This is a genomic window from Pseudomonas sp. LAMO17WK12:I10 (genome assembly GCF_900215185.1).
Taxonomy (GTDB): Bacteria; Pseudomonadota; Gammaproteobacteria; order Pseudomonadales; family Pseudomonadaceae; genus Aquipseudomonas; species Aquipseudomonas chlororaphis.
Genome location: NZ_OBDX01000001.1, coordinates 490,809 through 513,949 on the forward strand (window position 1 = coordinate 490,809; position 23,141 = coordinate 513,949).

Sequence of the window (23,141 nt, forward strand, 5' to 3'; positions counted from 1 at the left end):
GGTTCCAGGACAAAGCCCGCTGATCAGCGGGCTTTGTCGTTTCTGGGGGGGCAGGTTGAGCCTGAGGTAATGGTGCGCCCTTGATGGAGTATCGCGAGCAAGCTCGCTCCTACAGAGGGGCGACTGGCTTGCTCGCGACGACTGTGCCGCAGCCACAAAAAAGCCCGCATTGCTGCGGGCTTTTTGTTGGGCGGCTGGCTTACAGCTTGGCGCGGGTCTCGTGCATCCGCGCCAGTTGCCGTTCCAGCATCGATGGGTAGGGCTCCATCAGGCGTTCGACGCAGCAGGCACCTTCCGGGCTGGCGATCGGACGGATGCGCGCGCGCTGACGAATCAGGGCGTCATCGTTGATCTTGCGCTCGACCAGCAGCAGGTTGCGGCTGTGCTGGGACAGCGCCAGGGCGTCCTGGGCGGTCTCGGTCAGCAGCAGGTCGATCTGGCTCAGGCCGAACAGCTCTTCGCCAAGGGTCAGGCCCAGTTGCAGCTGCAGGGTGATGCCGCTGTCGGCCACTTCGATTTGCAGAGCGTGGCCCAGGGCGCGCAGCAACTCGCCACAGCAGATGGCGTTGGTCAGGTAGTCGTCGCCGCTGTCTTCGCTGTGGAACAGCATCAGCGTGCTACCGTCGTTCAGCGTATGCAGTTCGCTCTGGTACAGCGAGGCGGCCTGGTCGAGGCAGTCGCGATAACGTTCCAGCAATTCCGTCAGGCGGGCGCGGGGCAGGCGGCGCAGTTGCTCCTGGGCGCCCAGTTGCACGGCCAGGACCGCGCTGTGCTGCGGCTGTGCCGGTACCGTGGGTTTCACGATCGGCTTGGCAGCGGTGGCGGTGGACGAGCTGTCGCGAAGATCGGCGAACGGATCTTCATCGTCGACCAGGTCCTCTTCGGCGTTGACCACGTGCCGTGGCGCGGGCTTGAGGCCGGTCACCGGAGCACTTTCATCGAAGCTCGGGTCACGCAGGTTGCGCACCTCGAAGGTCGGTTCCGCGTCTTCGCTGTCGTCGTAGTCGGTATCGTCGAGCTCGGCTTCCGGTTCGGGTTCCGGCTCGACCTTCTCTGGCGCGAAGCTGGCGTGCAGCTGGCGCGCCAGATCGCCAATCTCGTCCTGGCGCTGGGTGGCCGGGGTGTTCTCGTCGATATCCCGCAGCCAGACCCGCAGTTGCATCAGCGGTGTGGAGATGTGCCGTCCCAGGCGCAGGCTCAAGGCCAGGGCCAAAGCCAGCAGGATCGCGCTGAGAATGCCCATGCTCTGCAGGCTGATGGTCATCGGCTGCTGGAATTGTTCCATGTCCAGGCTGATGCGCAGGTTGCCCGCGGTCACGTCCTGGAAGGTGATCTTGGTCTGGTAGACGCCTTCGGTTTCACCCAGCAGGCTGCTTTTCGGGCGCTGACCGGCTTCGGCGAGGATGCGGTTGTCCACGCTGTAGATCGCCGCATGGGCAACCAGCGGGTTCTTGGTCAGGTTATTCAGCAGCACGTTGAGGCTGAGGATGTCGTTGGACACCAACAGCTCGGTGGCCGAGGTCGCGGTCTGGGTAGTCAGGCTCTGACCCAGGGCGTCGGCTTGTTCGTGCATGGCCTGCTTGAACTGCAGGCCCATCACACAGGCATAGATCACCAGGGCCAGGGCGACCAGGATCACGTTATGGCTGGCAATGCGCAATGCAATCGGTACACGGCGGTGACGCAGTGCACGGAAGATCAGCAGGAAGAAGTTATCGGTTTTAACTGGCGTGGGCCGGTTCACTGAGCTCGGCTCTTTTGTCCGTGAAGTTGAGGCGCAGTATAGCGACAGGCCCTAGACCGGCAAAGCGCTGGCTGTGCCCGATGGTCACTGAAAGTGGGTAGAATGCGGTTTTTTTCCACCTGCGGGGGTGCGCCTTGCGCGAAATCGTCCTGATAAACATCACTGGTGAAGACCGTCCGGGTCTCACTGCGGCCATTACCGGCGTTCTGGCCCAGGGTGGTGTGAACATTCTCGACATCGGTCAGGCGGTGATTCACGACACTCTGTCATTCGGCATCCTGGTTGAAATTCCGGACAACGAGCAGAGCTCGTCGGTGCTCAAGGACATTCTGTTCACCGCCTATGAGCTGGACCAGCAGGTCCGTTTCACGCCGGTTTCCGAAGAGGATTACCAGCAGTGGGTCGGCGGCCAGGGCAAGAAGCGCCATATCGTCACCTTGCTGACCCGCAAGGTCACGGCCGAGCAGTTGCAGCGCGTCAGTTCGATCACCGCCAAGTACGGCTTGAACATCGACCACATCGATCGCCTCTCCGGGCGCATGCCGCTGGACACCCCGGCCGACAAGGGCAAGGGTTGCATCGAGTTCTCCGTGCGGGGCGAAGCGGCCGATCCGCAGGCATTGCGTGCCGAGTTCCTCAGCGTCGCCCAGGAGCTGAACGTCGATATCGCCTTCCAGGAAGACTCGCTGTTCCGTCGCAACCGCCGCCTGGCGGTGTTCGACATGGACTCGACGCTGATCGAGGCGGAAGTCATCGACGAACTGGCCAAGGCGGCCGGCGTGGGTGACCGCGTGGCGGAAATCACCGAGCGGGCCATGGCCGGCGAGCTGGATTTCCGTGCCAGCTTCAAGGAGCGCCTGGCCTTGCTCCAGGGCCTGGATATCAAGGTGCTGGACTCCATCGGCGCATCGCTGCGCCTGACCGAAGGGGCCGAGACCCTGTTCGCCGAACTCAAGCGCCTGGGCTACAAGACCGCGATCCTCTCGGGTGGCTTCACCTACTTCGCCAAGCAGCTGCAGGCCAAGCTGGGGATCGACTATGTATTCGCCAACGAACTGGAAGTGGTCGACGGCAAGGTGACCGGTGTCGCGGTCGAGCCGATTGTCGACGCCCAGCGCAAGGCCGATCTGCTGCGCGAGCTGGCCGCCAAGGAAGGTTTGCGCCTGGAGCAGACCATCGCGGTCGGCGACGGCGCCAACGACTTGCCGATGCTGGCGATTGCCGGCCTGGGCGTGGCCTTCCGCGCCAAGCCGTTGGTCAAGCAGTCGGCCAAGCAGGCGATTTCCACCCTGGGCCTGGATGGGGTGCTTTATCTGCTGGGCTTCCGCGATCGCGACGGCCAGCTCTGAGCCGAATCCAAGGCAAAAAAAACGCCGCGATCCGCGGCGTTTTTTTATGTCCGGCTTTTTATGCCCAAGGCTCAGGCCTTGGCCAGGCCGATGCCCTGGCCCATCTGCACCGGCGAGCCGGCCGCCAGTTCTTCGGCCCACTGCACTTGCTCCGGCCCGAACAGCACGATCGCGGTGGAACCCAGCTTGAAACGGCCCAATTCGGCGCCTTTTTCCAGGTGGATCGGCGCGCGGGCGGCTTCGTCGTAGCGCACGGTCTTCAGTTCGCGCTTGGGCGGAGTCACCAGGCCGGCCCAGACGGTTTCGATCGAGGCCACGATCATCGCGCCCACCAATACCACGGCCATCGGGCCGCGCTCTGTATCGAAAACGCATACTACGCGCTCGTTGCGGGCGAACAGCTCCGGCACGTTTTCCGCGGTGGTCTGGTTGACCGAGAAGATCCGTCCCGGCACGTAGACCATTTCCCGCAGGGTGCCGGCCAGTGGCATGTGCACGCGGTGGTAGTCCTTCGGCGACAGGTAGATGGTGGCGAAATCGCCGCCCATGAACGGGGCTGCCAGGGCCGAGTCGCCACCCAGCAGTTCCAGCACGCTGAAGCTGTGGCCCTTGGCCTGGAATACCCGACCGTGCTCGATCGGGCCAAGCTGGCTGACTGCGCCGTCGGCTGGGCTGAGGATCGCGCCCGGGGTTTGGTCCAGCGGGCGGGCGCCGTCTTTCAACGCGCGGGTGAAGAAGGCGTTGAAGTGCTCATAGGCGGTCAGGTCTTCCACCAGCGCTTGAGACATGTCTACCTGATAACGCTTGGCGAACCAGGCGGTGAAGGCATTCTTGAACCAGCGCACGCGGCACTCGGCAATGCAGCCGGCCAGGCGCGACAGCAGGTGGTGAGGCAGCAGGTACTGGCTGAGGATAAACAAACGCTTTTTCATTAACTGTCCTTAAAACCTTAAATCTCTACGGGCGTGTCAGGGTGGTTGCCCCATTCGCCCCAGGAACCGGCATAGCCTTTGACTCGCGGATAACCGAGCGCCTTGGCCACCAGATAGGTGAAGCCAGAGCGATGGTGAGTCTGGCAGTGGGTGATCACTTCTTTGTCTTTGCTGATGCCGAGCTGTTCGAGGATCTGCGGCATGTCGCTGCGGATCCGCAGGTTGCGCGCCGGGTCCATGCCTGCCGTCCACTCGAAGTTGATCGCGCCGGGAATGTGCCCACCCTTGGCGGCGAGAACTTTCTCCCCCGAGTATTCCAGGGGGCCGCGGGCATCCCAGATCGCCAGGTCGGCCGCGCCAAGACGGCTTTGCAGGTATTCGCGGGTGGCGGTCGGCTCGTCGTGCAGGGTCAGGGCGACAGGGCCGCCGACGGCCGCCGGGACTTCGTTCGAGACCGGCAGGCCGTCTGCCAGCCAGGCCAGCAGCCCGCCGTCCAGATAGTGGTAACGGGAGTGGCCGATGACATCCAGCAGCCAGATGAAGCGCCCGGCCCAGCCGCCGCCTTCGTCGTCATAGACCACGTAGACCGCGTCCGGGTTATGCCCCAGTTCGCCGAACAGGGCTTCAAGGGCCGCCTGTGGCGGCATCAGCCCTGGCGCCGGTGCCTGACCGAGCTGGGTACGCTTGGGGTCGACGAAGTGCGCGCCGGGGATATGGCCCGCGGCATAGCGGGTGGCGCTGGTCAGGTCCACCAGAATCAGTTCGCGGGCGTCGAGGCGAGGGAGCAGGTCGCTCGGCTCGATCACCAGCGGCAAGCCAGAGAAGTCAGGCATGTGAGGTCTCCAGGGCACAAAGGGAGGGATTGTAGCGCAAGCGTCAGCGGCTGCGGTTGGTAAAGCTGTGCAGGGCCTTTTCGATGCACTGCGCGGTCTTGCCGAACGCCTGTACGGAGATTTCCGAGAAGGGTTGGCCGCCCTGGTCGGCGACGATCAGCATGATCACCCGGCCATTGCTGGGCACCGAGCGCATCAGCAGGTGCTCGCCACGAAACAGCGTGCGCAGGCTGGCGGGCAGGCGGGCGGAGAACTGGGCGTTGTTGGTCGGCGTCAGGCGCACTTGCGCCGGAGCGTCCAGCAGCCTTTGCAGCACGCTGCTCTGGTTGATCGTCAATGCCAGGTTCATGGCGGGCGCAGGCAGCCCGGCGATCTGATGCACGCGCAACTGGGTCCGCGTGCGGTCGACCATCAGCAGCATTACCCGGCGCATGCCGCACGCCACCAGGGCGTCGCGGGCAAAGGTGGTCAGGTGCATGGCATTGCTGAAGCGGCTGGGCTCCACCAGCAATTCGCTGCATTGCTTGCGCCACTTGGCCAGGTCTTCTGCGGTTGGTGCGGGAACCGGGAGCTCGCCGCGATGCACGCGCCGGGCCTCCCAGGGCCAGAGCAGCGCCTCGGCCGGATGCCACAAGTCGGGCATGCGGTGATGCCGGGCACTCTGCGCGGCTTGCTGGTGCAACTGTTGTTGCAGTTCGTCCATCGGCATTTGCAGGTACAGGCTGGTCAGGTATTGCCAGCGCATGCAGTGCGGGCCGGTCCAGGACTCTTGCGCCGACAGGGCCAGGGCGTTGGCCAGCAGCACGCTGTTGGCCGGCTGGTTCAGCCAGCGCTGCAGGGCCGGATCGGCATCCAGGCATTGTCGCTGGTGCAACGGGTGGGCGTTGTCCCGGGCGATATGCAGGGCCTTGACCAACTGTTCCTGCTCGTCGATCAGCAGGCGGTAGCCTTGCTGTACCCAGATCGGCAAGTGCCAGACCTCGACCAGGGCCTGGCCCAACTGAAGCAGGCCGACGCCGAACAGTTCCTGCTCGACCTCCTGAGCCGGTTCGGCTTTATGGACGACACGCAGCTCCCACTCTTCGAGCAGTTTTGGATAGGCCAGCGCCAAGGGCCACAGCGGCGAGAGAAACAGCAGGCTGCCCCAGTGAATGTCCTGCCAGAGCCTGGCCAGGCGCCCGGCGAAAAAGCCGTTGGCCTGTTGGGTCGCGTGCTGGCTGATCAGTTGCAACTGGCGCAGCCCGACCGGGATCTCCTCCTCGGGCTGGGCGGGCAGGCGGGCGAGCAACTCTTCGGTACGCGCCAGGCCCAGGCGGTTGAGGGCGACCTCAAGGTTCTCGGCCGGCTCGCTCATGCTGCCGTGGGTGTGGCGATTGGCTTCGCGAATCACGCTCAAGGCCAGCGCGGGGCTGTCCTGCATCAGGTCGGCAATGTCGCGCAATGAGCTGCGATTGTCCCTGATGGCTTTGCAGACTCGGTCATGGCTGGCCTGCGGCACCGGCAGGCGGACCGCATCAAGCAGCTTTATCCAGGATTCGAGGGAGTGCGGGGCGCTAGTTGGGACTGTCGTTTCATTAGACATGGCTGGGCGCAATCATCGTCTGCTGTAAACACGCCCAGAGCGGGCCAAACTGGCTTTTCGCCTTAACGGCCTATAGTCTGGCGCAGTTTTGCCGATAAGTAGAAGAAGAGTTTTAAGAACTTCCGAATATGACCTTGAACCCGACTCAGTAAGTACCTTCCTACCTATGGCTAAAATTATCGGCATCATCGTCGTGTTCGCGAGCGTGCTCGGCGGATACGTGCTTTCTCACGGCAAGATTGCCGCCCTGATCCAGCCTTTCGAGGTCTTGATTATCGGCGGCGCCGCGCTGGGGGCATTCCTGCAGGCGAACCCCGGCTACATGACCATGCACGTGCTCAAGAAGTCCTTGGGGATGTTCGGTTCGCGTTTTTCCCAGACCTTCTACCTGGAAGTGCTGGGCCTGATCTACGAGATCCTCAACAAGAGCCGCCGCGAAGGCATGATGGCGATCGAGGGCGATATCGAAGACGCCGCCGCCAGCCCGATTTTCGCCAAGTATCCATCCGTGCTCAAAGACGAGCGCATGACCGCGTTCATCTGTGACTACCTGCGCATCATGTCCTCCGGCAACATGGCTCCCCACGAGCTGGAAGGCCTGTTCGATATGGAGCTGTTCAGCCTCAAGGAAGACCTCGAGCATCCGTCCCATGCGGTCAACGGCATCGCCGACGGCATGCCGGGTTTCGGTATCGTCGCGGCGGTACTGGGTATCGTGGTGACCATGGCGTCCCTGGGCGATGGCGACCAGAAGTCCATCGGCTTGCACGTAGGTGCGGCGCTGGTCGGTACCTTCTTCGGTATTCTCGCGGCCTATGGATTCTTCGGCCCGCTGGCCCATTCCCTGGCCCACGACGCCAAGGAAGAGCTGAACGTCTATGAAGCCATCAAGGCCTCCCTGGTGGCCTCGGCTTCCGGCATGCCGCCATCACTGGCTGTGGAGTTCGGGCGCAAGGTCCTGTACCCGGCGCACCGTCCGAGCTTCGCCGAGCTGGAACAAGCGGTTCGCGGTCGCTAAGCCATGGAAAACAATCAGCCGATTATCATCAAGCGCGTCAAGCGCTTTGCCGGCGGGCATCACGGCGGGGCATGGAAGATCGCCTTCGCCGACTTCGCCACGGCGATGATGGCGTTCTTCCTGGTGCTGTGGCTGCTGTCCACCGCCACCCCGGAACAGAAGATCGCCATCGCCGGTTACTTCAAGGACCCGATCGGCTTCTCGGAAAGCGGCACGCCCTACATCATCGACCTGGGCGGTTCTCCCGAGCTGGCGCCGGAAAACACGCTCAACCCCGAGATCAAGTCGCAGCCGCAGCCGGACAAGGTCACGGTCGATACCGATCAGGTCGAGAGCATGGCCGAGCAGGTGGAAAGAGAGCGTCTGGAGCTGTTGCTTCAAGAGTTGCAGAACAAGGTCGAAGAAAACCCGCAATTGCAGAAGTTCAAGGACCAGATCCTGTTCGAGATCACTCCGGACGGCCTGCGTATCCAGATCATCGATTCGGAAAACCGGCCGATGTTCGACTCCGGCAGTGCGCGCCTGAAGCCATACTTCGAGGACATCCTGCTGGCCATGGCCGACACCATCAAGGCGGTGCCGAACAAGATCAGCATCAGCGGTCACACCGATGCCAAGCCTTACTCGGGCACCGGCGATTTCGGCAACTGGGAGCTTTCGGCCAACCGTGCCAACGCCGCGCGTCGGGCGCTGGTGGCGGGCAGCTATCCGGACGGCCAGGTGGCTCGCGTGGTGGGGTATGCCTCGTCGTCGCTGTTCGATCGCAAGGACCCGTTCAACCCGATCAACCGGCGTATCGACATCGTGGTGCTGACCAAAAAGGCCCAGCGCGCGATCGAAGGCGAAGTCGCCCCCGAGGCCCCGGCACCGACCCAGGGCCAGGGCGCCCCGGGCGAAGTGCCGGTCGACCCGAACGCCTTGCCGCCAGAGCAGGAGCCGCTGCCGGCCCATGAGCTGCGCGAGCGCCTGAATATCTTCGACGACGCAGCACCGAAGACCGAAGGCGCGGCTGCACCCGCAGCTACGCCTCCAGCCGCGCGGTGATTGGTAACGGCGGGCTCTGTATAAAGAGTGCTCGATAAAAAAGGCCGCGATCATCGCGGCCTTTTTTGTTTCAGCGTGGCGCTACCTATTAATAGCTGCTGTCCGGCAGGCTGGCGATGATCGAGCGATAGCTGTTCATCCGCTGCTGCTGGATCCGGCCGTCTTCCAGAGCCTTGAGCAGGGCGCAGCCCGGTTCGCGGTCGTGCTTGCAGTCGCGGAAACGGCAGGTGCCCAGCAGGTCGTTGAACTCGATGAAACCCGCTTCGACATCGGCGCGGCTGACGTGGCCCAGGCCGAACTCGCGAATCCCCGGGGAGTCGATCAGTTCGCCGCCACCCGGGAAGTGGAACAGGCGCGCGGTGGTGGTGGTGTGGGTGCCCTGGCCGGACAGTTCCGACAAAGGCCCGACGCGGGTTTCGACTTCCGGCAGCAGGCTGTTCACCAGCGACGACTTGCCCACGCCCGACTGGCCGACGAACACGCTGATCCGTCCGTCCAACTGCGCTTGCAGCTGTTCCATGCCGTCGCCGTGGTGCGCCGAGACTTCCAGCACCGGGTAGCCCAGCTGACGATAGACCGCCAGCAAGGCATTCAGGGCGGGGGCATTCTGCTCGTCGATCAGATCGAACTTGTTGAGCAGCAGCAGCGGACGGATGCCGGCATGTTCGGCGGCTACCAGGTAGCGGTCGATCAGGTTGGCATGGGGTTCGGGCAGCGGGGCGAAGACGATCACGATCATGTCGACGTTGGCGGCGACCGGCTTGAGCTGGCCGCGGCTGTCAGGACGGCAGAGTTCGGTGTGGCGCGGCAGTTGCGCGACGATCACGCCGATACCCTGGTTGCCCGGACGCCAGACCACCTGATCGCCGGTCACCAGCGCCGGCAGATTGGCGCGCAAGTGGCAGCGGAACACCTGGCCGGCCAGTTCGCCCTCGCGCGCCTCGACCTCGACCTGCACACCGAAGTGGGCGATCACCAGGCCGGTCTGTTCGGGGCCGAGATCGCCGCCTTCCAGTGCTTCCACGGCAGAGGATTCACGTTTGGCGGCGCGGGCGGCGCGTTCGCCTTGAATCTTTTCGATGCGCCAGTTTTGGCGACGATTGAGCTGGCGTTTGGCCATTGGTGTTCCGTGTCGATAATGCGGCGGTTAGGTAAAACGGCCGCGAGTTTAGCACGCCGGCAGGTCCCTCTAGGCTAAACTGCGCAACTACGCCGAGGAGCCCACACATGCAAAACCCGCAGAATCTGATCTGGATCGATCTGGAAATGACCGGTCTGAACCCTGATACCGACGTCATCATCGAGATGGCCACCATCGTCACCGATAGCAATCTCAATACCTTGGCTGAAGGTCCGGTCATCGCCATCCACCAGAGCGATGAAATTCTCGCCGGCATGGATGAGTGGAACACCCGCCAGCATGGCGGTTCGGGGCTGACCCAGCGCGTGCGTGAAAGCCGCATCAGCATGGCTGAAGCGGAAGCGCAGACCATCGCCTTCCTGGAGCAGTGGGTGCCCAAGGGCAAGTCGCCGATCTGTGGCAACAGTATCTGCCAGGATCGCCGCTTCCTGTACCGCCATATGAAGGCACTGGAAAGCTACTTCCACTACCGCAATCTCGACGTTTCCACCCTCAAGGAACTGGCGGCCCGCTGGGCGCCGGATGTGCGCGACAGCTTCAAGAAAGGCAGTACCCACCTGGCCCTGGATGACATCCGCGAGTCGATCGCCGAACTGCAGCATTACCGCAAGCACTTCATCAAGCTCTGATGGTGCGCTGGCGTCTGTTCTGACGCCATCGCGGGCAAGCCTCGCTCCTACGGGTTCGCGCAAGGCTTGCTCGCGATAGATCGCTCCAGGGGCTCCAGCAATTCCAGGCGGCGCCCCCTTTTGGTGCCGACAGCAACTGAGTAGACTGCGCGCCTTCCTGTAAGGACCGCCATCATGCTGCTGATGCTTTACCTGATTGCCATTACCGCCGAAGCCATGACTGGCGCCTTGTCCGCCGGTCGTCGCGGCATGGATTGGTTCGGGGTGGTGTTGATCGCCTGCGTCACGGCCCTGGGTGGCGGTTCGGTGCGTGATGTGTTGCTGGGGCATTACCCGCTGACCTGGGTCAAGCACCCGGAGTACCTGGTGTTGACCTCGGTTGCGGCCCTGGTGACGATCTTCATCGCACCCTTGATGCGCCACTTGCGTTCGCTGTTCCTGGTGCTCGACGCCGTGGGGCTGGTGGCGTTCACCCTGATCGGTTGCATGACCGCCCTGGAAATGGGCCACGGCATGGTGGTGGCTTCGGTCAGCGGGGTGATTACCGGGGTGTTCGGCGGCATCCTGCGGGACATCTTCTGCAACGATATTCCGCTGATCTTCCGTCGTGAGTTGTATGCCAGCGTCTCGTTCGCTGCGGCCTGGTGCTACATGCTCTGCATTTATCTGCAATTGCCCGGCGAGCAGTCGATCCTCATCACCCTGTTCGGCGGTTTCCTACTGCGCCTGCTGGCGATCCGTTTTCACTGGGAAATGCCCAAGTTCGTCTACAACGACGAGCAATGACGGCTGGCGTGCTGCTTCAGCGCCCATTCCACGTGTTCGCGCACCAGCTCTGACGGGTAATCCCGCCGGGCTTTCAGGGCTTCCAGCACCGGAATGCTCGACGGCGCGTTACCCAGCCCCACCGCGAGGTTGCGCAGCCAGCGCTCATAGCCGGCGCGGCGCAGCGGCGAGCCTTCGGTGCTGCTGAGAAACTTGTCCTCGTCCCACATGAACAATTCGGCCAGCTCGGCATTGTCGAGGTTGTGGCGTGGCTTGAAATCGCCTTCGCCGGAAGGGCGGGCGAAGCGGTTCCATGGGCAGACGATCTGGCAATCGTCGCAGCCGAACACCCGGTTGCCGATCAGCGGGCGCAGATCCTCGGGAATGGCGTTTTTCAGTTCGATGGTCAGGTACGAAATGCAGCGCCGGGCGTCCAGTACATAAGGGCCGACGAAGGCCTTGGTCGGACAGATGTCCAGGCATGCCGTGCAGCGGCCGCAATGCTCGGTGGCGTGTGGCTCGTCCACCGGCAAGGGCAGGTCGACGAACAGTTCGCTGAGGAAAAAATAGCTGCCGGCCTTGCGGTTGAGTACTAGCGTGTTCTTGCCGATCCAGCCGAGCCCGGCTTGTTCGGCGATGGCTTTTTCCAGCACCGGGGCGCTGTCGACGAAGGCGCGATAGCCGAACGGGCCGATTTCCTTCTGGATGCGCTCGGCCAGTTGCTGCACGCGCTTGCGGATCAGCTTGTGATAGTCGCGGCCCAGGGCGTAGCGCGAGACATAGGCCTTTTCCGGCTGGGCCAGGCGCTGCGCCATCTGGGTGTCGCCGGGCAGGTAATCCATGCGCAGGGACACCACGCGCAGGGTGCCGGGCACCAGCTCATCCGGATGGGAGCGTTTGCTGCCGTGGGCGCCCATGTAGTCCATTTCACCGTGGTAGCCGGCCTCGAGCCAGCGTTCCAGGTGCTGCTCATGCTCGGCCAGGTCCAGGCCGCTGATGCCGACTTGCTGAAAGCCCAGCTCGCGGCCCCAATCCTTGATCGATTGGGCGAGGGCGGGCAGATCGGTGGTAATGGCAGGCATGAGGCGAGAGAAACCGGGGCTGAGGTGCGTATAATTCTGCCAGACATCGGAGCCCGAAGACGCATGCCGCAGACAAAACACCCTTTACCCGACATTCAGCCGTTGACGCCTGACACGCTACCGCGGCTGGCTGCCCGTTCGCCAAGCGCCCATAAAGGCCAGTTCGGGCACCTGTTGCTGATCGGCGGCGATCGCGGTTTTGGCGGCGCGGCGCTGCTCTGCGCCGAGAGCGCCCTGCGCAGCGGTGCCGGGATGGTTTCTCTGGCGACCCGCAGCGAGCACGTTGCAGCCGCTCTGGCGCGGGTCCCGGAGGTCATGGCCCTGGGCACCGACTCGGCCAACCAGTTGATGGGCTTGCTGGAGCAGGCGTCGGTCATCGTGGCGGGGCCCGGGCTGGGGCAGGCGGCCTGGGGGCGCAGCCTTTTATCTGCCGCCGCCAATGCGCCGCGGCCCCAGGTCTGGGACGCCGATGCGCTCAATCTGCTGGCCAAGGGCGGTTTGACCTTGCCGTCGGGCAGCGTGATCACCCCGCACCCGGGAGAGGCCGCACGGCTGCTGGGGGTTTCCACCGTGCAGGTGCAGGCGGATCGCCCGGCCGCCGTGCGGGCGTTGAGCAAAAAATACACAGCTGTCGCCCTCCTGAAGGGCGCCGGAAGTCTGGTGGCCAGCCCTGATGGCCACCTGGCCCGTTGCGACCGGGGGCATCCGGCCATGGCCACGGCGGGGCTGGGGGATGTGCTGGCCGGTCTGGTCGGGGCGCTGCTGGCCCAGGGGATGCCGGCGTTCGATAGCGCTTGCCTGGCGGTCTGGCTGCATGCCGTCGCGGGCGAGCATCAAGGTAAATTGGGCCGGGGGCTGGCGGCCAGCGATCTGATCCCGGTCATTCGTCAGTTGCTGGAGGAACAATCATCGTGTCTGAAATAACCCTGTATCTGGCAGACGAAGACGCCATGATCGCCTTTGGCGCGCGCCTGGCGCAGGTCACTCAAGGGGTGGGTGTGATCTTTCTGGAAGGCGATCTCGGGGCGGGGAAAACCACATTGTCCCGGGGGCTTATCCGTGGCCTGGGACATGCCGGCGCGGTGAAAAGCCCGACCTTTACCCTGGTCGAGCCTTACGAGATCGGCGATGTGCGGGCCTTCCACTTCGATCTTTATCGTCTGGTCGATCCGGAAGAGCTGGAGTTTCTCGGCATCCGCGATTATCTCGAGGGCGATGCACTGTGTCTGATCGAGTGGCCCCAGCGTGGTGCGGGCTTTTTGCCAAAGCCGGACCTGACCATTACCATTAGCCCGCATAACAGCGGGCGCTCCCTGCATTTGTTGTCGCAAGGCTCGCGTGGCGAGGCCTGGTGTGCCGCTTTGGCGTTGGAATTCAAATAATTGATGGGGTTAGGTATGCGCATTCGCGCGTTGGTTGCTGTCGTAGGACTGTTGCTTACGGCATTGGCCGTTGACGCTCTGGCCGCTACACAGGTCCGCAGCGTTCGCCTGTGGCGGGCACCGGATAACACTCGACTGGTATTTGACCTGTCCGGGCCGGTCCAGCACAGCGTCTTCACCCTGACGGCCCCTGATCGTCTGGTGATCGATATCAACGGTGCGACCCTCGGCGGGCCGCTGAATGTCTCCACGGCGAATACGCCGATTACCGCCATGCGTTCGGCCCAGCGCACGCCTACCGACCTGCGGGTGGTCGTCGACCTGAAAAAGGCCGTGACCCCCAAGAGTTTTACCCTGGCGCCCAATGCCCAATACGGCAATCGCCTGGTGGTCGACCTGTTCGATAACCCGGCGGACGCCGCGCCGACGCCGCCACCCGCGCCGAATGTCGCGACCGTGCCGGCAGTCCCGGTAACGCCGACCAAGCCTGAGATCAAGCTGCCACCGGCCCCGGCCGGCAAACGCGATATCGTCGTGGTCATCGATGCCGGTCACGGTGGCGAGGACCCGGGTGCCTCCGGCTCTCGCGGCCAGCATGAGAAAGACGTGGTACTGGCCATCGCCCGTGAGCTACAGCGCCAGATCAACGGCCTCAAGGGCTTCCGAGCCGAGCTGACCCGGACCGGCGACTACTTCATCCCGCTGCGCGGTCGTACCGAGATCGCCCGCAAGAAAGGCGCCGACCTGTTCGTCTCGATCCACGCCGACGCGGCACCGTCCAGCGCGGCCTTCGGGGCCTCGGTGTTCGCGCTCTCCGACCGCGGCGCCACGTCCGAGACGGCCCGTTGGCTGGCGGACAGCGAAAACCGTTCCGACCTGATCGGCGGGGCCGGCAACGTCAGCCTCGATGACAAGGACCGGATGCTCGCCGGCGTGTTGCTGGACCTGTCCATGACGGCCTCGCTGACTTCCAGCCTCAACGTCGGCCAGAAAGTGCTCAGCAACATCGGCCGGGTCACTCCATTGCACAAGCAACGCGTCGAGCAGGCCGGGTTCATGGTGCTCAAGTCTCCGGACATTCCGTCGATCCTGGTGGAAACCGGCTTTATCTCCAATGCCAACGAAGCCTCCAAGCTGGCCACCGTCAGCCACCAGCAGGCACTGGCGCGTTCCATCAGCAGCGGCGTGCGGCAGTTCTTCCAGCAGAACCCGCCGCCGGGCACCTACATCGCCTGGCTGCGTGATTCCGGGAAGATTGCCCAGGGGCCACGCGACCACCGCGTGAGCCCGGGGGAAACCCTGGCGATGATCGCCGTGCGTTATCAGGTTTCCGCCGCCACCCTGCGCAGCGCCAACAACCTGAGCAGCGATGAGCTGAAAGTCGGTCAGACCCTGACCATCCCGGGTACAGAACTGGCGGCCAAGGAATGAATGACGCAGTCATCAGCAGCGCCCGCATCGAGCTGCTCAGCCCGCGGCTGGCGAACCAGATTGCCGCCGGTGAGGTGGTCGAACGTCCGGCCTCGGTGATCAAGGAATTGCTGGAGAACAGCCTGGACTCCGGGGCCAAGCGTATCGATGTGGATGTCGAGCAGGCGGGTGTCAAGCTGCTGCGGGTACGCGACGACGGCAGCGGCATCTCCGCGGACGATCTGCCGCTGGCCCTGGCGCGCCACGCCACCAGCAAGATTCGCAACCTTGAGGACCTGGAACAGGTCATGAGCCTGGGCTTTCGTGGAGAGGCACTGGCTTCCATCAGCTCGGTTGCGCGCTTGACCCTGACTTCCCGCACCCGCGATGCCGATCAGGCCTGGCAGGTGGAAACCGAAGGCCGCGACATGGCCCCACGCGTACAGCCGGCCGCCCATCCGGTCGGTACCTCGGTGGAGGTCCGCGACCTGTTCTTCAACACCCCGGCCCGGCGCAAGTTTCTCAAAGCCGAGAAAACCGAATTCGATCACCTGCAGGAAGTGATCAAGCGCCTGGCGCTGGCGCGTTTCGACGTGGCCTTTCACCTGCGCCACAACGGTAAAAGCGTCCTCAGCCTGCATGAAGCCAATGATGATGTGGCACGTGCGCGGCGAGTGGCGGCAGTGTGCGGTTCGGGTTTTCTCGAGCAGGCGCTGCCGATCGAGGTCGAGCGTAACGGCCTGCATCTGTGGGGCTGGGTAGGCTTGCCGACTTTTTCCCGCAGCCAGGCGGACCTGCAGTATTTCTACGTCAACGGCCGCGCGGTGCGCGACAAACTGGTGGCCCACGCGGTGCGCCAGGCTTACCGCGACGTGCTGTTCAACGGTCGGCACCCGACCTTTGTGCTGTTCTTCGAAGTCGACCCGGCGGTGGTCGACGTCAACGTGCACCCGACCAAACACGAAGTGCGCTTCCGTGACGGGCGCATGGTCCATGACTTCCTTTATGGCACGCTGCACCGCGCCCTTGGTGATGTCCGGCCGGAAGACCATCTGGCGGCTCCGGCAGCGGTCGCGGGTATCGTGCGGCCGAGCGGGATCGAGGCTGGCGAGTTCGGTCCCCAGGGTGAAATGCGCCTGGCGGCGAACATGACGCTGGAACAGCCGCAGGCCCAACCGGCCTTCAATCCGCCGGGGACCGGCTCGGGCGCGGGTTATCAGTACCAGTACACGCCGCGTCCGCAGCCAGTGCTGCCGGCGGCCGAGGCGCAAAGCGCCTATCGTGAATTCTTCGCGCCCTTGCCTGAGTCTGGGGCGACGGCCTTGCCGGATGCTCAGGGCGATATCCCGCCACTGGGCTATGCGCTGGCGCAGCTCAAAGGCATCTATATCCTCGCGGAAAACGCCCAGGGCCTGGTGCTGGTGGACATGCACGCGGCCCACGAGCGGATCATGTATGAGCGCCTGAAGGTGGCGATGGCCAGCGAAGGCCTGAGCGGCCAGCCGCTGCTGGTGCCGGAGTCGATCGCAGTCAGCCAGCGCGAAGCCGACTGTGCCGAGGAACACGTCAGCTGGTTCCAGCGCCTGGGGTTCGAGTTGCAGCGCCTGGGCCCTGAGTCGCTGGCGATCCGGCAGATTCCGGCCCTGCTCAAGCAGGCGGAAGCCAATCGCCTGGTGCATGATGTCCTGGCCGATCTGATGGAGTACGGCACCAGCGACCGTATCCAGGCGCACCTCAACGAGTTGCTGGGCACCATGGCCTGCCACGGGGCGATCCGGGCCAATCGCCGCCTGGCCTTGCCGGAAATGAACGGCTTGTTGCGCGACATGGAAAACACCGAGCGCAGCGGTCAATGCAACCATGGCCGACCGACCTGGACCCAGTTGGGCCTGGACGATCTGGACAAACTCTTCTTGCGCGGTCGTTGATGAGCCAGCTTCCTCCAGCGATCTTCCTGATGGGCCCGACTGCCGCTGGCAAGACCGACCTGGCCATCGAACTCACCAAGGTTCTGCCTTGCGAGCTGATCAGCGTCGATTCGGCGCTGGTCTACCGCAGCATGGACATAGGCACCGCCAAGCCGTCCAAGGAAATCCTGGCCGAGTTCCCGCACCGCCTGATCGATATCCTCGACCCGGCCGAGAGCTATTCGGCGGCGGATTTCCGCACTGATGCGCTGGCCGCCATGGCCGATATCACCGCGCGCGGCAAGATTCCGCTGCTAGTGGGCGGCACGATGCTCTATTACAAGGCTTTGCTCGAAGGCCTGGCGGACATGCCTCCGGCCGACCCGCAGGTCCGTGCCGAGCTGGAAGAAGAAGCGGCACGCCTTGGCTGGCAGGCCCTGCACGACCAATTGGCGGCCATCGACCCCGAGTCGGCGGCGCGGATTCACCCCAATGATCCGCAGCGCCTGACCCGGGCGCTGGAAGTCTATCGGGTCAGCGGCCTGAGCATGACCGCCCACAGACTGCGACAATCTGCGCAAAGTACTGAAGCAGCCGCTTCGGGACGGGGACAATTGCCCTATACTGTCGCGAACTTGGCCATTGCCCCGGCAAACCGTCAGGTACTGCATGAGCGCATTGCACAAAGATTCACAATTATGTTGGAACAGGGATTCGTCGACGAGGTCGTAGCTCTGCGTTCTAGAAGTGACCTGCATGCCGGGTTGCCGTCTATACGTGCTGTAGGCTACCGACAGGTCTGGGATCATCTGGATGGCAAGCTGACATTCGCCGAGATGCAGGAGCGCGGCATCATTGCCACGCGCCAATTGGCGAAGCGCCAGTTCACCTGGTTACGCAGCTGGGCTGATTTACACTGGCTGGACAGCCTGGATTGCGACAATCTGCCACGCGCCTTGAAATACCTGGGAACGGTCTCCATATTGAGCTGAGTCCTTGCAATTGCCGTCTATCCTTGGGGGTGGGGCGGTTTTAGCCATCTGTTTTCCGATTTTTTATTATTGATCCTTAAAGGAGTGCGGCACATGTCAAAAGGGCATTCGCTACAAGACCCTTACTTGAATACTTTACGTAAAGAGAAAGTTGGGGTTTCCATCTATCTGGTCAACGGGATCAAGCTGCAAGGTACGATCGAGTCTTTCGACCAGTTCGTCATCCTGCTGAAGAACACCGTCAGCCAAATGGTTTACAAGCACGCTATCTCGACAGTGGTGCCGGTTCGTCCAATTCGCCTGCCTAGCGCATCCGAATCCGAACAGGGTGACGCTGAGCCAGGTAACGCCTGATAGGAGTCTCCTTTGTTCTTTGAGCGCCACGGTGGTGGTGAACGTGCAATTCTCGTTCACTTGGATGGTCAGGACCCTGAGGCGCGCGAAGATCCGCAGGAGTTTCAGGAGTTGGCAATATCGGCCGGCGCCGAGACCGTCGCGTTTGTTAACGTGCCGCGTCATCGGCCAACCGCCAAGTACCTGGTTGGCAGCGGCAAGGTCGAAGAATTACGCGACCTGGTCAAAGCCGAACAGGTCGACCTGGTGATTTTCAATCACATCCTCACACCCAGTCAGGAACGTAACCTCGAACGTGCTTTCGAGTGTCGCGTGATTGACCGCACGGGTCTGATTCTCGATATTTTCGCCCAGCGCGCCCGCACTCACGAAGGCAAGCTCCAGGTAGAACTGGCCCAGCTTGAATATATGAGTACCCGTCTGGTTCGTGGCTGGACTCACCTTGAGCGGCAGAAAGGCGGTATCGGTCTGCGTGGCCCGGGCGAAACCCAACTCGAGACCGACCGGCGTCTTCTGCGGGTTCGCCTGCGGCAGATCAAGGCCCGGCTGGAGAAGGTCCGCAGTCAGCGCGAGCAGGCTCGTCGTGGGCGCAAGCGTGCCGATATTCCTTCGGTATCGTTGGTGGGCTACACCAACGCCGGCAAATCCACCTTGTTCAACTCTGTGACCGAGTCCGATGTATTCGCGGCCAACCAACTGTTCGCCACCCTCGACCCGACCTTGCGCCGACTCGAGCTGGACGATCTTGGTCCGGTCGTGTTGGCCGATACCGTGGGGTTCATTCGTCATCTGCCGCACAAACTGGTCGAGGCGTTTCGGGCTACGCTCGAAGAGTCGAGCAACTCCGACCTGTTGTTGCATGTGATCGATGCTCATGAGCCGGAGCGCATGGCCCAGATCGAACAGGTCATGGTGGTGCTCGGCGAGATCGGGGCCCAGGACTTGCCGATACTGGAGGTCTATAACAAACTCGATTTGCTCGAGGGGGTAGACCCGCAGATCCAGCGCGATGCCGATGGCAAGCCGCAGCGGGTCTGGTTGTCGGCTCGTGAAGGGCAAGGGCTGGACCTGCTCAAGCAGGCCATCGCCGAGTTGCTCGGCGAGGATTTGTTTGTAGGCACCTTGCGCTTGCCGCAGCGTTTTGCTCGACTGCGAGCGCAGTTCTTCGAGTTGGGCGCAGTGCAGAAAGAAGATCACGACGAGGAAGGTGTCAGCCTGCTGGCTGTCCGCTTGCCGCGAGTCGAGCTGAATCGACTGGTAAGCCGCGAAGGCATGCAGCCGCTGGAGTTCATCGAGCAACACACTTTGCAATAAAAGCCTGAGAAAGCGGTTGTGCCGCTGTAGCAGGCATTCTGTAGCATTGGTCGGCGCGCCGTGGGTGCGTCTTTGCTTTATCAGATGGAGAGCGCTATGGCTTGGAATGAGCCGGGTGGCAACTCGAATAATCAGGATCCTTGGGGTGGTAAGCGCCGCAACAATGGCGACCGCAAGGGGCCACCGGATCTCGACGAGGCCTTCCGCAAGCTGCAGGAAAGCCTGAATGGGTTGTTCGGTGGTGGCAAGAAACGTGGTGACGATGGTGGCAGTTCCGGCAAGGGCGGCGGTCTCGGCCTGCTCGGTATCGGTCTGGTCGTGCTGGCGGCCGTGTGGCTGTACAGCGCGGTGTATGTCGTGGACGAGCAGGAGCAGGCCGTGGTGCTGCGCTTCGGCAAGTACTACGAAACCGTCGGCCCGGGCCTGAACATCTACTTCCCGCCGATCGATCGCAAGTACATGGAAAACGTCACGCGCGAGCGTGCCTATACCAAGCAGGGTCAAATGCTGACTGAAGACGAGAACATCGTCGAAGTGCCGCTGACCGTGCAGTACAAGATCAGCAACCTGCAGGACTTCGTGCTGAACGTCGATCAGCCGGAAATCAGCCTGCAGCACGCCACCGACAGTGCGCTGCGCCACGTAGTGGGCTCCACCGCGATGGACCAGGTGCTGACCGAAGGTCGTGAGTTGATGGCCAGCGAAATCAAGGAGCGTCTGCAACGTTTCCTCGATACCTATCGCACCGGTATCACCGTTACCCAGGTGAACGTACAGAGCGCAGCTGCACCGCGTGAAGTGCAGGAAGCCTTCGATGACGTGATCCGCGCCCGTGAAGACGAGCAGCGTTCGCGCAACCAGGCTGAAACCTACGCCAACGGCGTCGTGCCGGAAGCCCGTGGTCAGGCCCAGCGCATCATCGAGGATGCCAACGGTTACCGTGGCGAAGTGGTTTCCCGCGCCAAGGGTGAGGCCGATCGCTTCACCAAGCTGGTGGCCGAATACCGCAAGGCACCTGAAGTGACCCGTGAGCGTCTGTACCTGGACACCATGCAGGAAGTCTTCAGCAATACCAGCAAGGTTCTCGTGACCGGCAACAAGAACGGCCAGAGCAATCTGCTGTACTTGCCGCTGGACAAAATGGTCGAAAGTGGCCGCAGCACCAGTGCTCCGGTGACCGGCGCAGCAGCCAGCAGCAACGAAGCGAATGCGCGTGCGGCAGCTGATCTGCAGCAACAGCAAGCGCGTACCAGGGAGAGTCGCTGATGAGCAATAAATCGCTGATCGCCCTTATCGTTGGCGTCGTCGTGGCGATCGCTGCCTGGAACTGCTTCTACATCGTCGCTCAGACCGAGCGCGCGGTGTTGCTGCAGTTCGGTCGTGTGGTCCAGGCTGACGTTCAGCCGGGCCTGCATGTGAAAGTGCCCTATGTGAATCAGGTGCGTAAGTTCGACGCTCGTCTGATGACCCTGGATGCACCGACCCAGCGTTTCCTGACGCTGGAAAAGAAAGCCGTGATGGTCGATGCCTATGCCAAATGGCGCGTGAAGGATGCGGAGCGTTTCTACACCGCGACTTCCGGCCTCAAGCAGATCGCCGACGAGCGTCTTTCCCGTCGTCTGGAGTCGGGCCTGCGTGACCAGTTCGGCAAGCGCACCCTGCACGAAGTGGTTTCCGGTGAGCGTGATGCGTTGATGGCGGATATCACGGCTTCGCTCAACAAGATGGCCGAGAAAGAGCTGGGCATCGAAGTGGTCGATGTCCGGGTCAAGGCCATCGACTTGCCGAAGGAAGTGAACCGCAGCGTCTTCGAGCGTATGAGCACCGAGCGTGAGCGTGAAGCGCGTGAGCATCGCGCCAAGGGTAACGAGCTGGCGGAAGGTATTCGTGCCGATGCCGATCGTCAGCGCCGCGTATTGCTGGCCGAAGCCTATCGTGAGTCGGAAGAGATTCGCGGTGATGGCGACGCCCAGGCTGCGGCCATCTACTCCAAGGCCTACGGTCAGGATCAGGAGTTCTACGGTTTCTACCGTAGCCTGCGTGCCTATCGTGAAAGCTTCGCGAACAAATCCGACGTCATGGTCCTGGACCCAAGCAGCGACTTTTTCCGTTACCTGGAAAAGGCCAAGCCTTGATGCGACGTTGACCTGAATCGCCCCGCCCGGCGGCTAAAGTGTCTGGCGGGGTGATCCTTTGGGAAAACGAGTGTATGATGCGGCAGCCGGGAAATTCCCGGCTTTTTTGCGTCTGCACGTTTGATTGTGGTTGTTGGTGCAAGACGGCGAGTTGAACGACTCGACAGGTTTTTTCGAGGAAAGTGAGTGGCGAAGCCGGTTTCAGGCTTTTCGCCCCGTCGCCCATGCGCGTGGTTTGCACATGGGCCGATCATTTTCTGTTTCACTCAAGGCCCGCCCATAGGCTGGCCGCCTGGATCACAGGGGAATGGCGTAATGGCAACGGTAGACCGCTGGCTGCTGCCAGATGGCATCGAAGAAGTACTGCCACCTGAGGCGGCGCGCATTGAAGTTGCGCGTCGCCAGGTGTTGGATCTGTTCCAGAGCTGGGGTTACGAGTTCGTCGTGACCCCTCATATCGAGTACCTGGAATCCTTGCTGACTGGCGCGGGCCAGGACCTCGATCTGCGTACCTTCAAGGTCATCGACCCGCAATCGGGTCGGCAGATGGGTTTCCGCGCCGACATTACGCCGCAGGTGGCCCGTATCGATGCGCATACCCTGCGTCGCGAAGGCCCGAGCCGCCTGTGTTACGCCGGCAGCGTGCTGCATGCGCAGCCGCGTGCCTTGTCGTCCTCGCGCAGCCCGATCCAGCTGGGTGCCGAGTTGTATGGTGATGCGAGCCCGAGCAGCGACGTGGAAGTTATCAGCCTGATGCTGGCGATGCTGCAACTGGCCGATGTGCCGGATGTGCACATGGATCTGGGGCATGTCGGTATCTACCGTGGCCTGGCCCGCGCGGCCGGTCTCTCCGGCGAAGTGGAACAGCAACTGTTCGATGCCCTGCAGCGCAAGGCCATCGACGAAGTCATTACCTTGACCGAAGGCCTGCCGGCCGACCTGTCCGGCATGCTGCGGGCGCTGGTCGACCTGTGCGGCGGCCGTGAAGTGCTGGCTGCAGCCCGCGAACGCCTGGCCAATGCGCCGGCGCCGGTGCTGGCGGCCCTGGACGACCTGTTGGCGATTGCCGAGCGTCTTTCCGTGCGTTTCCCTGGATTGCCGCTGTACTTCGACCTGGGCGAGTTGCGTGGCTACCACTACCACACCGGTGTGGTATTCGCGGTGTTCGTGCCGGGCGTTGGCCAGTCCATTGCCCAGGGCGGTCGTTACGACGACATCGGCGCCGACTTCGGTCGCGCCCGTCCGGCAACCGGCTTCTCTACCGATTTGAAAACCCTGGTGACCCTGGGGCGTGCTGAGATCGAGCTACCGTCTGGCGGTATCTGGATGCCGGACAGTACGGATGCGGCCCTCTGGCAGCAGGTTTGCCAGTTGCGCAGTGAGGGTCAGCGCGTGGTTCAGGCCTTGCCTGGACAACCATTGGCCGCCGCCCGTGAAGCGGACTGCGACCGGCAATTGATTCAGCAGAACGGGCTTTGGCAAGTATTGCCGCTGGCTTCTTGAGTTTTCCCGCCGGCCGTTGCCGGCA

The 23,141-nt window shown here is 62.8% G+C and carries 21 protein-coding genes; 15 read left to right on the plus strand and 6 right to left on the minus strand.

What is annotated here, in order from left to right:
• Positions 1–199: 199 nt before the first annotated feature.
• A complete protein-coding gene (locus tag CRO75_RS02080; protein WP_097134299.1) occupies positions 200–1,744 on the minus strand; it encodes an AhpA/YtjB family protein in 1,545 nt (514 codons plus the stop codon).
• Between the two features lie 134 nt (positions 1,745–1,878).
• Here CRO75_RS02080 and serB point away from each other — a divergent pair, with 134 nt between their 5' ends.
• A complete protein-coding gene (gene serB / locus CRO75_RS02085) occupies positions 1,879–3,093 on the plus strand; it encodes a phosphoserine phosphatase SerB (protein ID WP_009041895.1) in 1,215 nt (404 codons plus the stop codon).
• Positions 3,094–3,164: 71 nt separating this feature from the next.
• Here serB and asd read toward each other — a convergent pair whose 3' ends face one another.
• The 3 genes from asd to CRO75_RS02100 are packed head-to-tail and all read right to left on the minus strand — an operon-like array spanning position 3,165 to position 6,440.
• A complete protein-coding gene (asd, locus tag CRO75_RS02090; protein ID WP_053259415.1) occupies positions 3,165–4,025 on the minus strand; it encodes an archaetidylserine decarboxylase in 861 nt (286 codons plus the stop codon).
• Between the two features lie 17 nt (positions 4,026–4,042).
• On the minus strand, positions 4,043–4,858 hold the full coding sequence (rhdA, locus tag CRO75_RS02095) for a thiosulfate sulfurtransferase (protein ID WP_097134300.1): 816 nt from the start codon (positions 4,856–4,858) through the stop codon (positions 4,043–4,045).
• A 43-nt stretch (positions 4,859–4,901) separates the two neighbouring features.
• A complete protein-coding gene (locus CRO75_RS02100) occupies positions 4,902–6,440 on the minus strand; it encodes an HDOD domain-containing protein (RefSeq protein ID WP_097134301.1) in 1,539 nt (512 codons plus the stop codon).
• A 166-nt stretch (positions 6,441–6,606) separates the two neighbouring features.
• Between CRO75_RS02100 and motA the strand changes: the two genes are divergently transcribed.
• Positions 6,607–7,458, plus strand: coding sequence for a flagellar motor stator protein MotA (motA, locus tag CRO75_RS02105; RefSeq protein ID WP_007921402.1), 852 nt, complete (start codon positions 6,607–6,609; stop codon positions 7,456–7,458).
• Between the two features lie 3 nt (positions 7,459–7,461).
• Positions 7,462–8,502, plus strand: a complete 1,041-nt coding sequence (gene motB, locus CRO75_RS02110; protein WP_009041899.1) for a flagellar motor protein MotB — start codon at positions 7,462–7,464, stop codon at positions 8,500–8,502.
• An 88-nt stretch (positions 8,503–8,590) separates the two neighbouring features.
• Here the strand turns inward: motB and rsgA are convergent, their stop codons facing one another.
• Positions 8,591–9,622, minus strand: a complete 1,032-nt coding sequence (rsgA, locus tag CRO75_RS02115; RefSeq protein ID WP_007921400.1) for a small ribosomal subunit biogenesis GTPase RsgA — start codon at positions 9,620–9,622, stop codon at positions 8,591–8,593.
• Between the two features lie 107 nt (positions 9,623–9,729).
• On the opposite strand from rsgA, the gene orn reads away from it, so the two are divergent.
• On the plus strand, positions 9,730–10,272 hold the full coding sequence (gene orn / locus CRO75_RS02120) for an oligoribonuclease (protein ID WP_007921399.1): 543 nt from the start codon (positions 9,730–9,732) through the stop codon (positions 10,270–10,272).
• Between the two features lie 171 nt (positions 10,273–10,443).
• Positions 10,444–11,058, plus strand: coding sequence for a trimeric intracellular cation channel family protein (locus CRO75_RS02125; RefSeq protein ID WP_169915460.1), 615 nt, complete (start codon positions 10,444–10,446; stop codon positions 11,056–11,058).
• Here CRO75_RS02125 and queG read toward each other — a convergent pair.
• Entirely contained in the window at positions 11,040–12,119 is a 1,080-nt protein-coding gene (gene queG / locus CRO75_RS02130) for a tRNA epoxyqueuosine(34) reductase QueG (RefSeq protein WP_007921396.1), read from the minus strand. The two genes, CRO75_RS02125 and queG, sit on opposite strands and share 19 nt — an antisense overlap.
• A 63-nt stretch (positions 12,120–12,182) precedes the next feature.
• On the opposite strand from queG, the gene CRO75_RS02135 reads away from it, so the two are divergent.
• The 10 genes from CRO75_RS02135 to CRO75_RS02180 all read left to right on the plus strand — a co-directional run bounded on the left by CRO75_RS02135 (position 12,183) and on the right by CRO75_RS02180 (position 23,116).
• Positions 12,183–13,043 (plus strand): NAD(P)H-hydrate dehydratase, encoded by an 861-nt coding sequence (locus tag CRO75_RS02135; protein WP_097134302.1) that lies wholly within the window; start codon positions 12,183–12,185, stop codon positions 13,041–13,043.
• The gene (gene tsaE, locus CRO75_RS02140; protein ID WP_009041903.1) at positions 13,031–13,501 is read left to right on the plus strand and encodes a tRNA (adenosine(37)-N6)-threonylcarbamoyltransferase complex ATPase subunit type 1 TsaE; all 471 of its coding nucleotides are present in this window, start codon (positions 13,031–13,033) and stop codon (positions 13,499–13,501) included. Before CRO75_RS02135 ends, tsaE begins: the two co-directional genes overlap by 13 nt.
• 3 nt (positions 13,502–13,504) lie before the next feature.
• Positions 13,505–14,932: an N-acetylmuramoyl-L-alanine amidase gene (locus tag CRO75_RS02145; protein ID WP_197678100.1), complete on the plus strand. Its 1,428-nt coding sequence runs from the start codon at positions 13,505–13,507 to the stop codon at positions 14,930–14,932.
• A complete protein-coding gene (gene mutL / locus CRO75_RS02150; protein WP_097134303.1) occupies positions 14,929–16,839 on the plus strand; it encodes a DNA mismatch repair endonuclease MutL in 1,911 nt (636 codons plus the stop codon). The genes CRO75_RS02145 and mutL overlap by 4 nt, the downstream gene beginning before the upstream one ends.
• On the plus strand, positions 16,839–17,810 hold the full coding sequence (miaA, locus tag CRO75_RS02155; RefSeq protein ID WP_097134304.1) for a tRNA (adenosine(37)-N6)-dimethylallyltransferase MiaA: 972 nt from the start codon (positions 16,839–16,841) through the stop codon (positions 17,808–17,810). Before mutL ends, miaA begins: the two co-directional genes overlap by 1 nt.
• A 93-nt stretch (positions 17,811–17,903) precedes the next feature.
• Positions 17,904–18,164: an RNA chaperone Hfq gene (gene hfq / locus CRO75_RS02160; RefSeq protein WP_007921378.1), complete on the plus strand. Its 261-nt coding sequence runs from the start codon at positions 17,904–17,906 to the stop codon at positions 18,162–18,164.
• A gap of 12 nt (positions 18,165–18,176) precedes the next feature.
• A complete protein-coding gene (hflX, locus tag CRO75_RS02165) occupies positions 18,177–19,478 on the plus strand; it encodes a ribosome rescue GTPase HflX (RefSeq protein ID WP_007921372.1) in 1,302 nt (433 codons plus the stop codon).
• A 96-nt stretch (positions 19,479–19,574) separates the two neighbouring features.
• Positions 19,575–20,744: an FtsH protease activity modulator HflK gene (gene hflK, locus CRO75_RS02170; RefSeq protein ID WP_007921369.1), complete on the plus strand. Its 1,170-nt coding sequence runs from the start codon at positions 19,575–19,577 to the stop codon at positions 20,742–20,744.
• Positions 20,744–21,613, plus strand: a complete 870-nt coding sequence (gene hflC, locus CRO75_RS02175; RefSeq protein ID WP_038582569.1) for a protease modulator HflC — start codon at positions 20,744–20,746, stop codon at positions 21,611–21,613. The genes hflK and hflC overlap by 1 nt, the downstream gene beginning before the upstream one ends.
• Positions 21,614–21,928: 315 nt before the next feature.
• Positions 21,929–23,116, plus strand: coding sequence for an ATP phosphoribosyltransferase regulatory subunit (locus CRO75_RS02180; protein ID WP_097134305.1), 1,188 nt, complete (start codon positions 21,929–21,931; stop codon positions 23,114–23,116).
• Positions 23,117–23,141 lie beyond the last annotated feature (25 nt).

Coding starts and splice junctions, on each gene's coding strand:
- asd (WP_053259415.1), bottom strand. CDS start 4,025: ATGAAAAAGCGTTTGTTTATCCTCAGCCAGTACCTGCTGCCTCACCAC.
- rhdA (WP_097134300.1), bottom strand. CDS start 4,858: ATGCCTGACTTCTCTGGCTTGCCGCTGGTGATCGAGCCGAGCGACCTG.
- CRO75_RS02100 (WP_097134301.1), bottom strand. CDS start 6,440: ATGTCTAATGAAACGACAGTCCCAACTAGCGCCCCGCACTCCCTCGAA.
- motA (WP_007921402.1), top strand. CDS start 6,607: ATGGCTAAAATTATCGGCATCATCGTCGTGTTCGCGAGCGTGCTCGGC.
- motB (WP_009041899.1), top strand. CDS start 7,462: ATGGAAAACAATCAGCCGATTATCATCAAGCGCGTCAAGCGCTTTGCC.
- rsgA (WP_007921400.1), bottom strand. CDS start 9,622: ATGGCCAAACGCCAGCTCAATCGTCGCCAAAACTGGCGCATCGAAAAG.
- orn (WP_007921399.1), top strand. CDS start 9,730: ATGCAAAACCCGCAGAATCTGATCTGGATCGATCTGGAAATGACCGGT.
- queG (WP_007921396.1), bottom strand. CDS start 12,119: ATGCCTGCCATTACCACCGATCTGCCCGCCCTCGCCCAATCGATCAAG.
- CRO75_RS02135 (WP_097134302.1), top strand. CDS start 12,183: ATGCCGCAGACAAAACACCCTTTACCCGACATTCAGCCGTTGACGCCT.
- CRO75_RS02145 (WP_197678100.1), top strand. CDS start 13,505: ATGGGGTTAGGTATGCGCATTCGCGCGTTGGTTGCTGTCGTAGGACTG.
- mutL (WP_097134303.1), top strand. CDS start 14,929: ATGAATGACGCAGTCATCAGCAGCGCCCGCATCGAGCTGCTCAGCCCG.
- miaA (WP_097134304.1), top strand. CDS start 16,839: ATGAGCCAGCTTCCTCCAGCGATCTTCCTGATGGGCCCGACTGCCGCT.
- hfq (WP_007921378.1), top strand. CDS start 17,904: ATGTCAAAAGGGCATTCGCTACAAGACCCTTACTTGAATACTTTACGT.
- hflK (WP_007921369.1), top strand. CDS start 19,575: ATGGCTTGGAATGAGCCGGGTGGCAACTCGAATAATCAGGATCCTTGG.
- hflC (WP_038582569.1), top strand. CDS start 20,744: ATGAGCAATAAATCGCTGATCGCCCTTATCGTTGGCGTCGTCGTGGCG.
- CRO75_RS02180 (WP_097134305.1), top strand. CDS start 21,929: ATGGCAACGGTAGACCGCTGGCTGCTGCCAGATGGCATCGAAGAAGTA.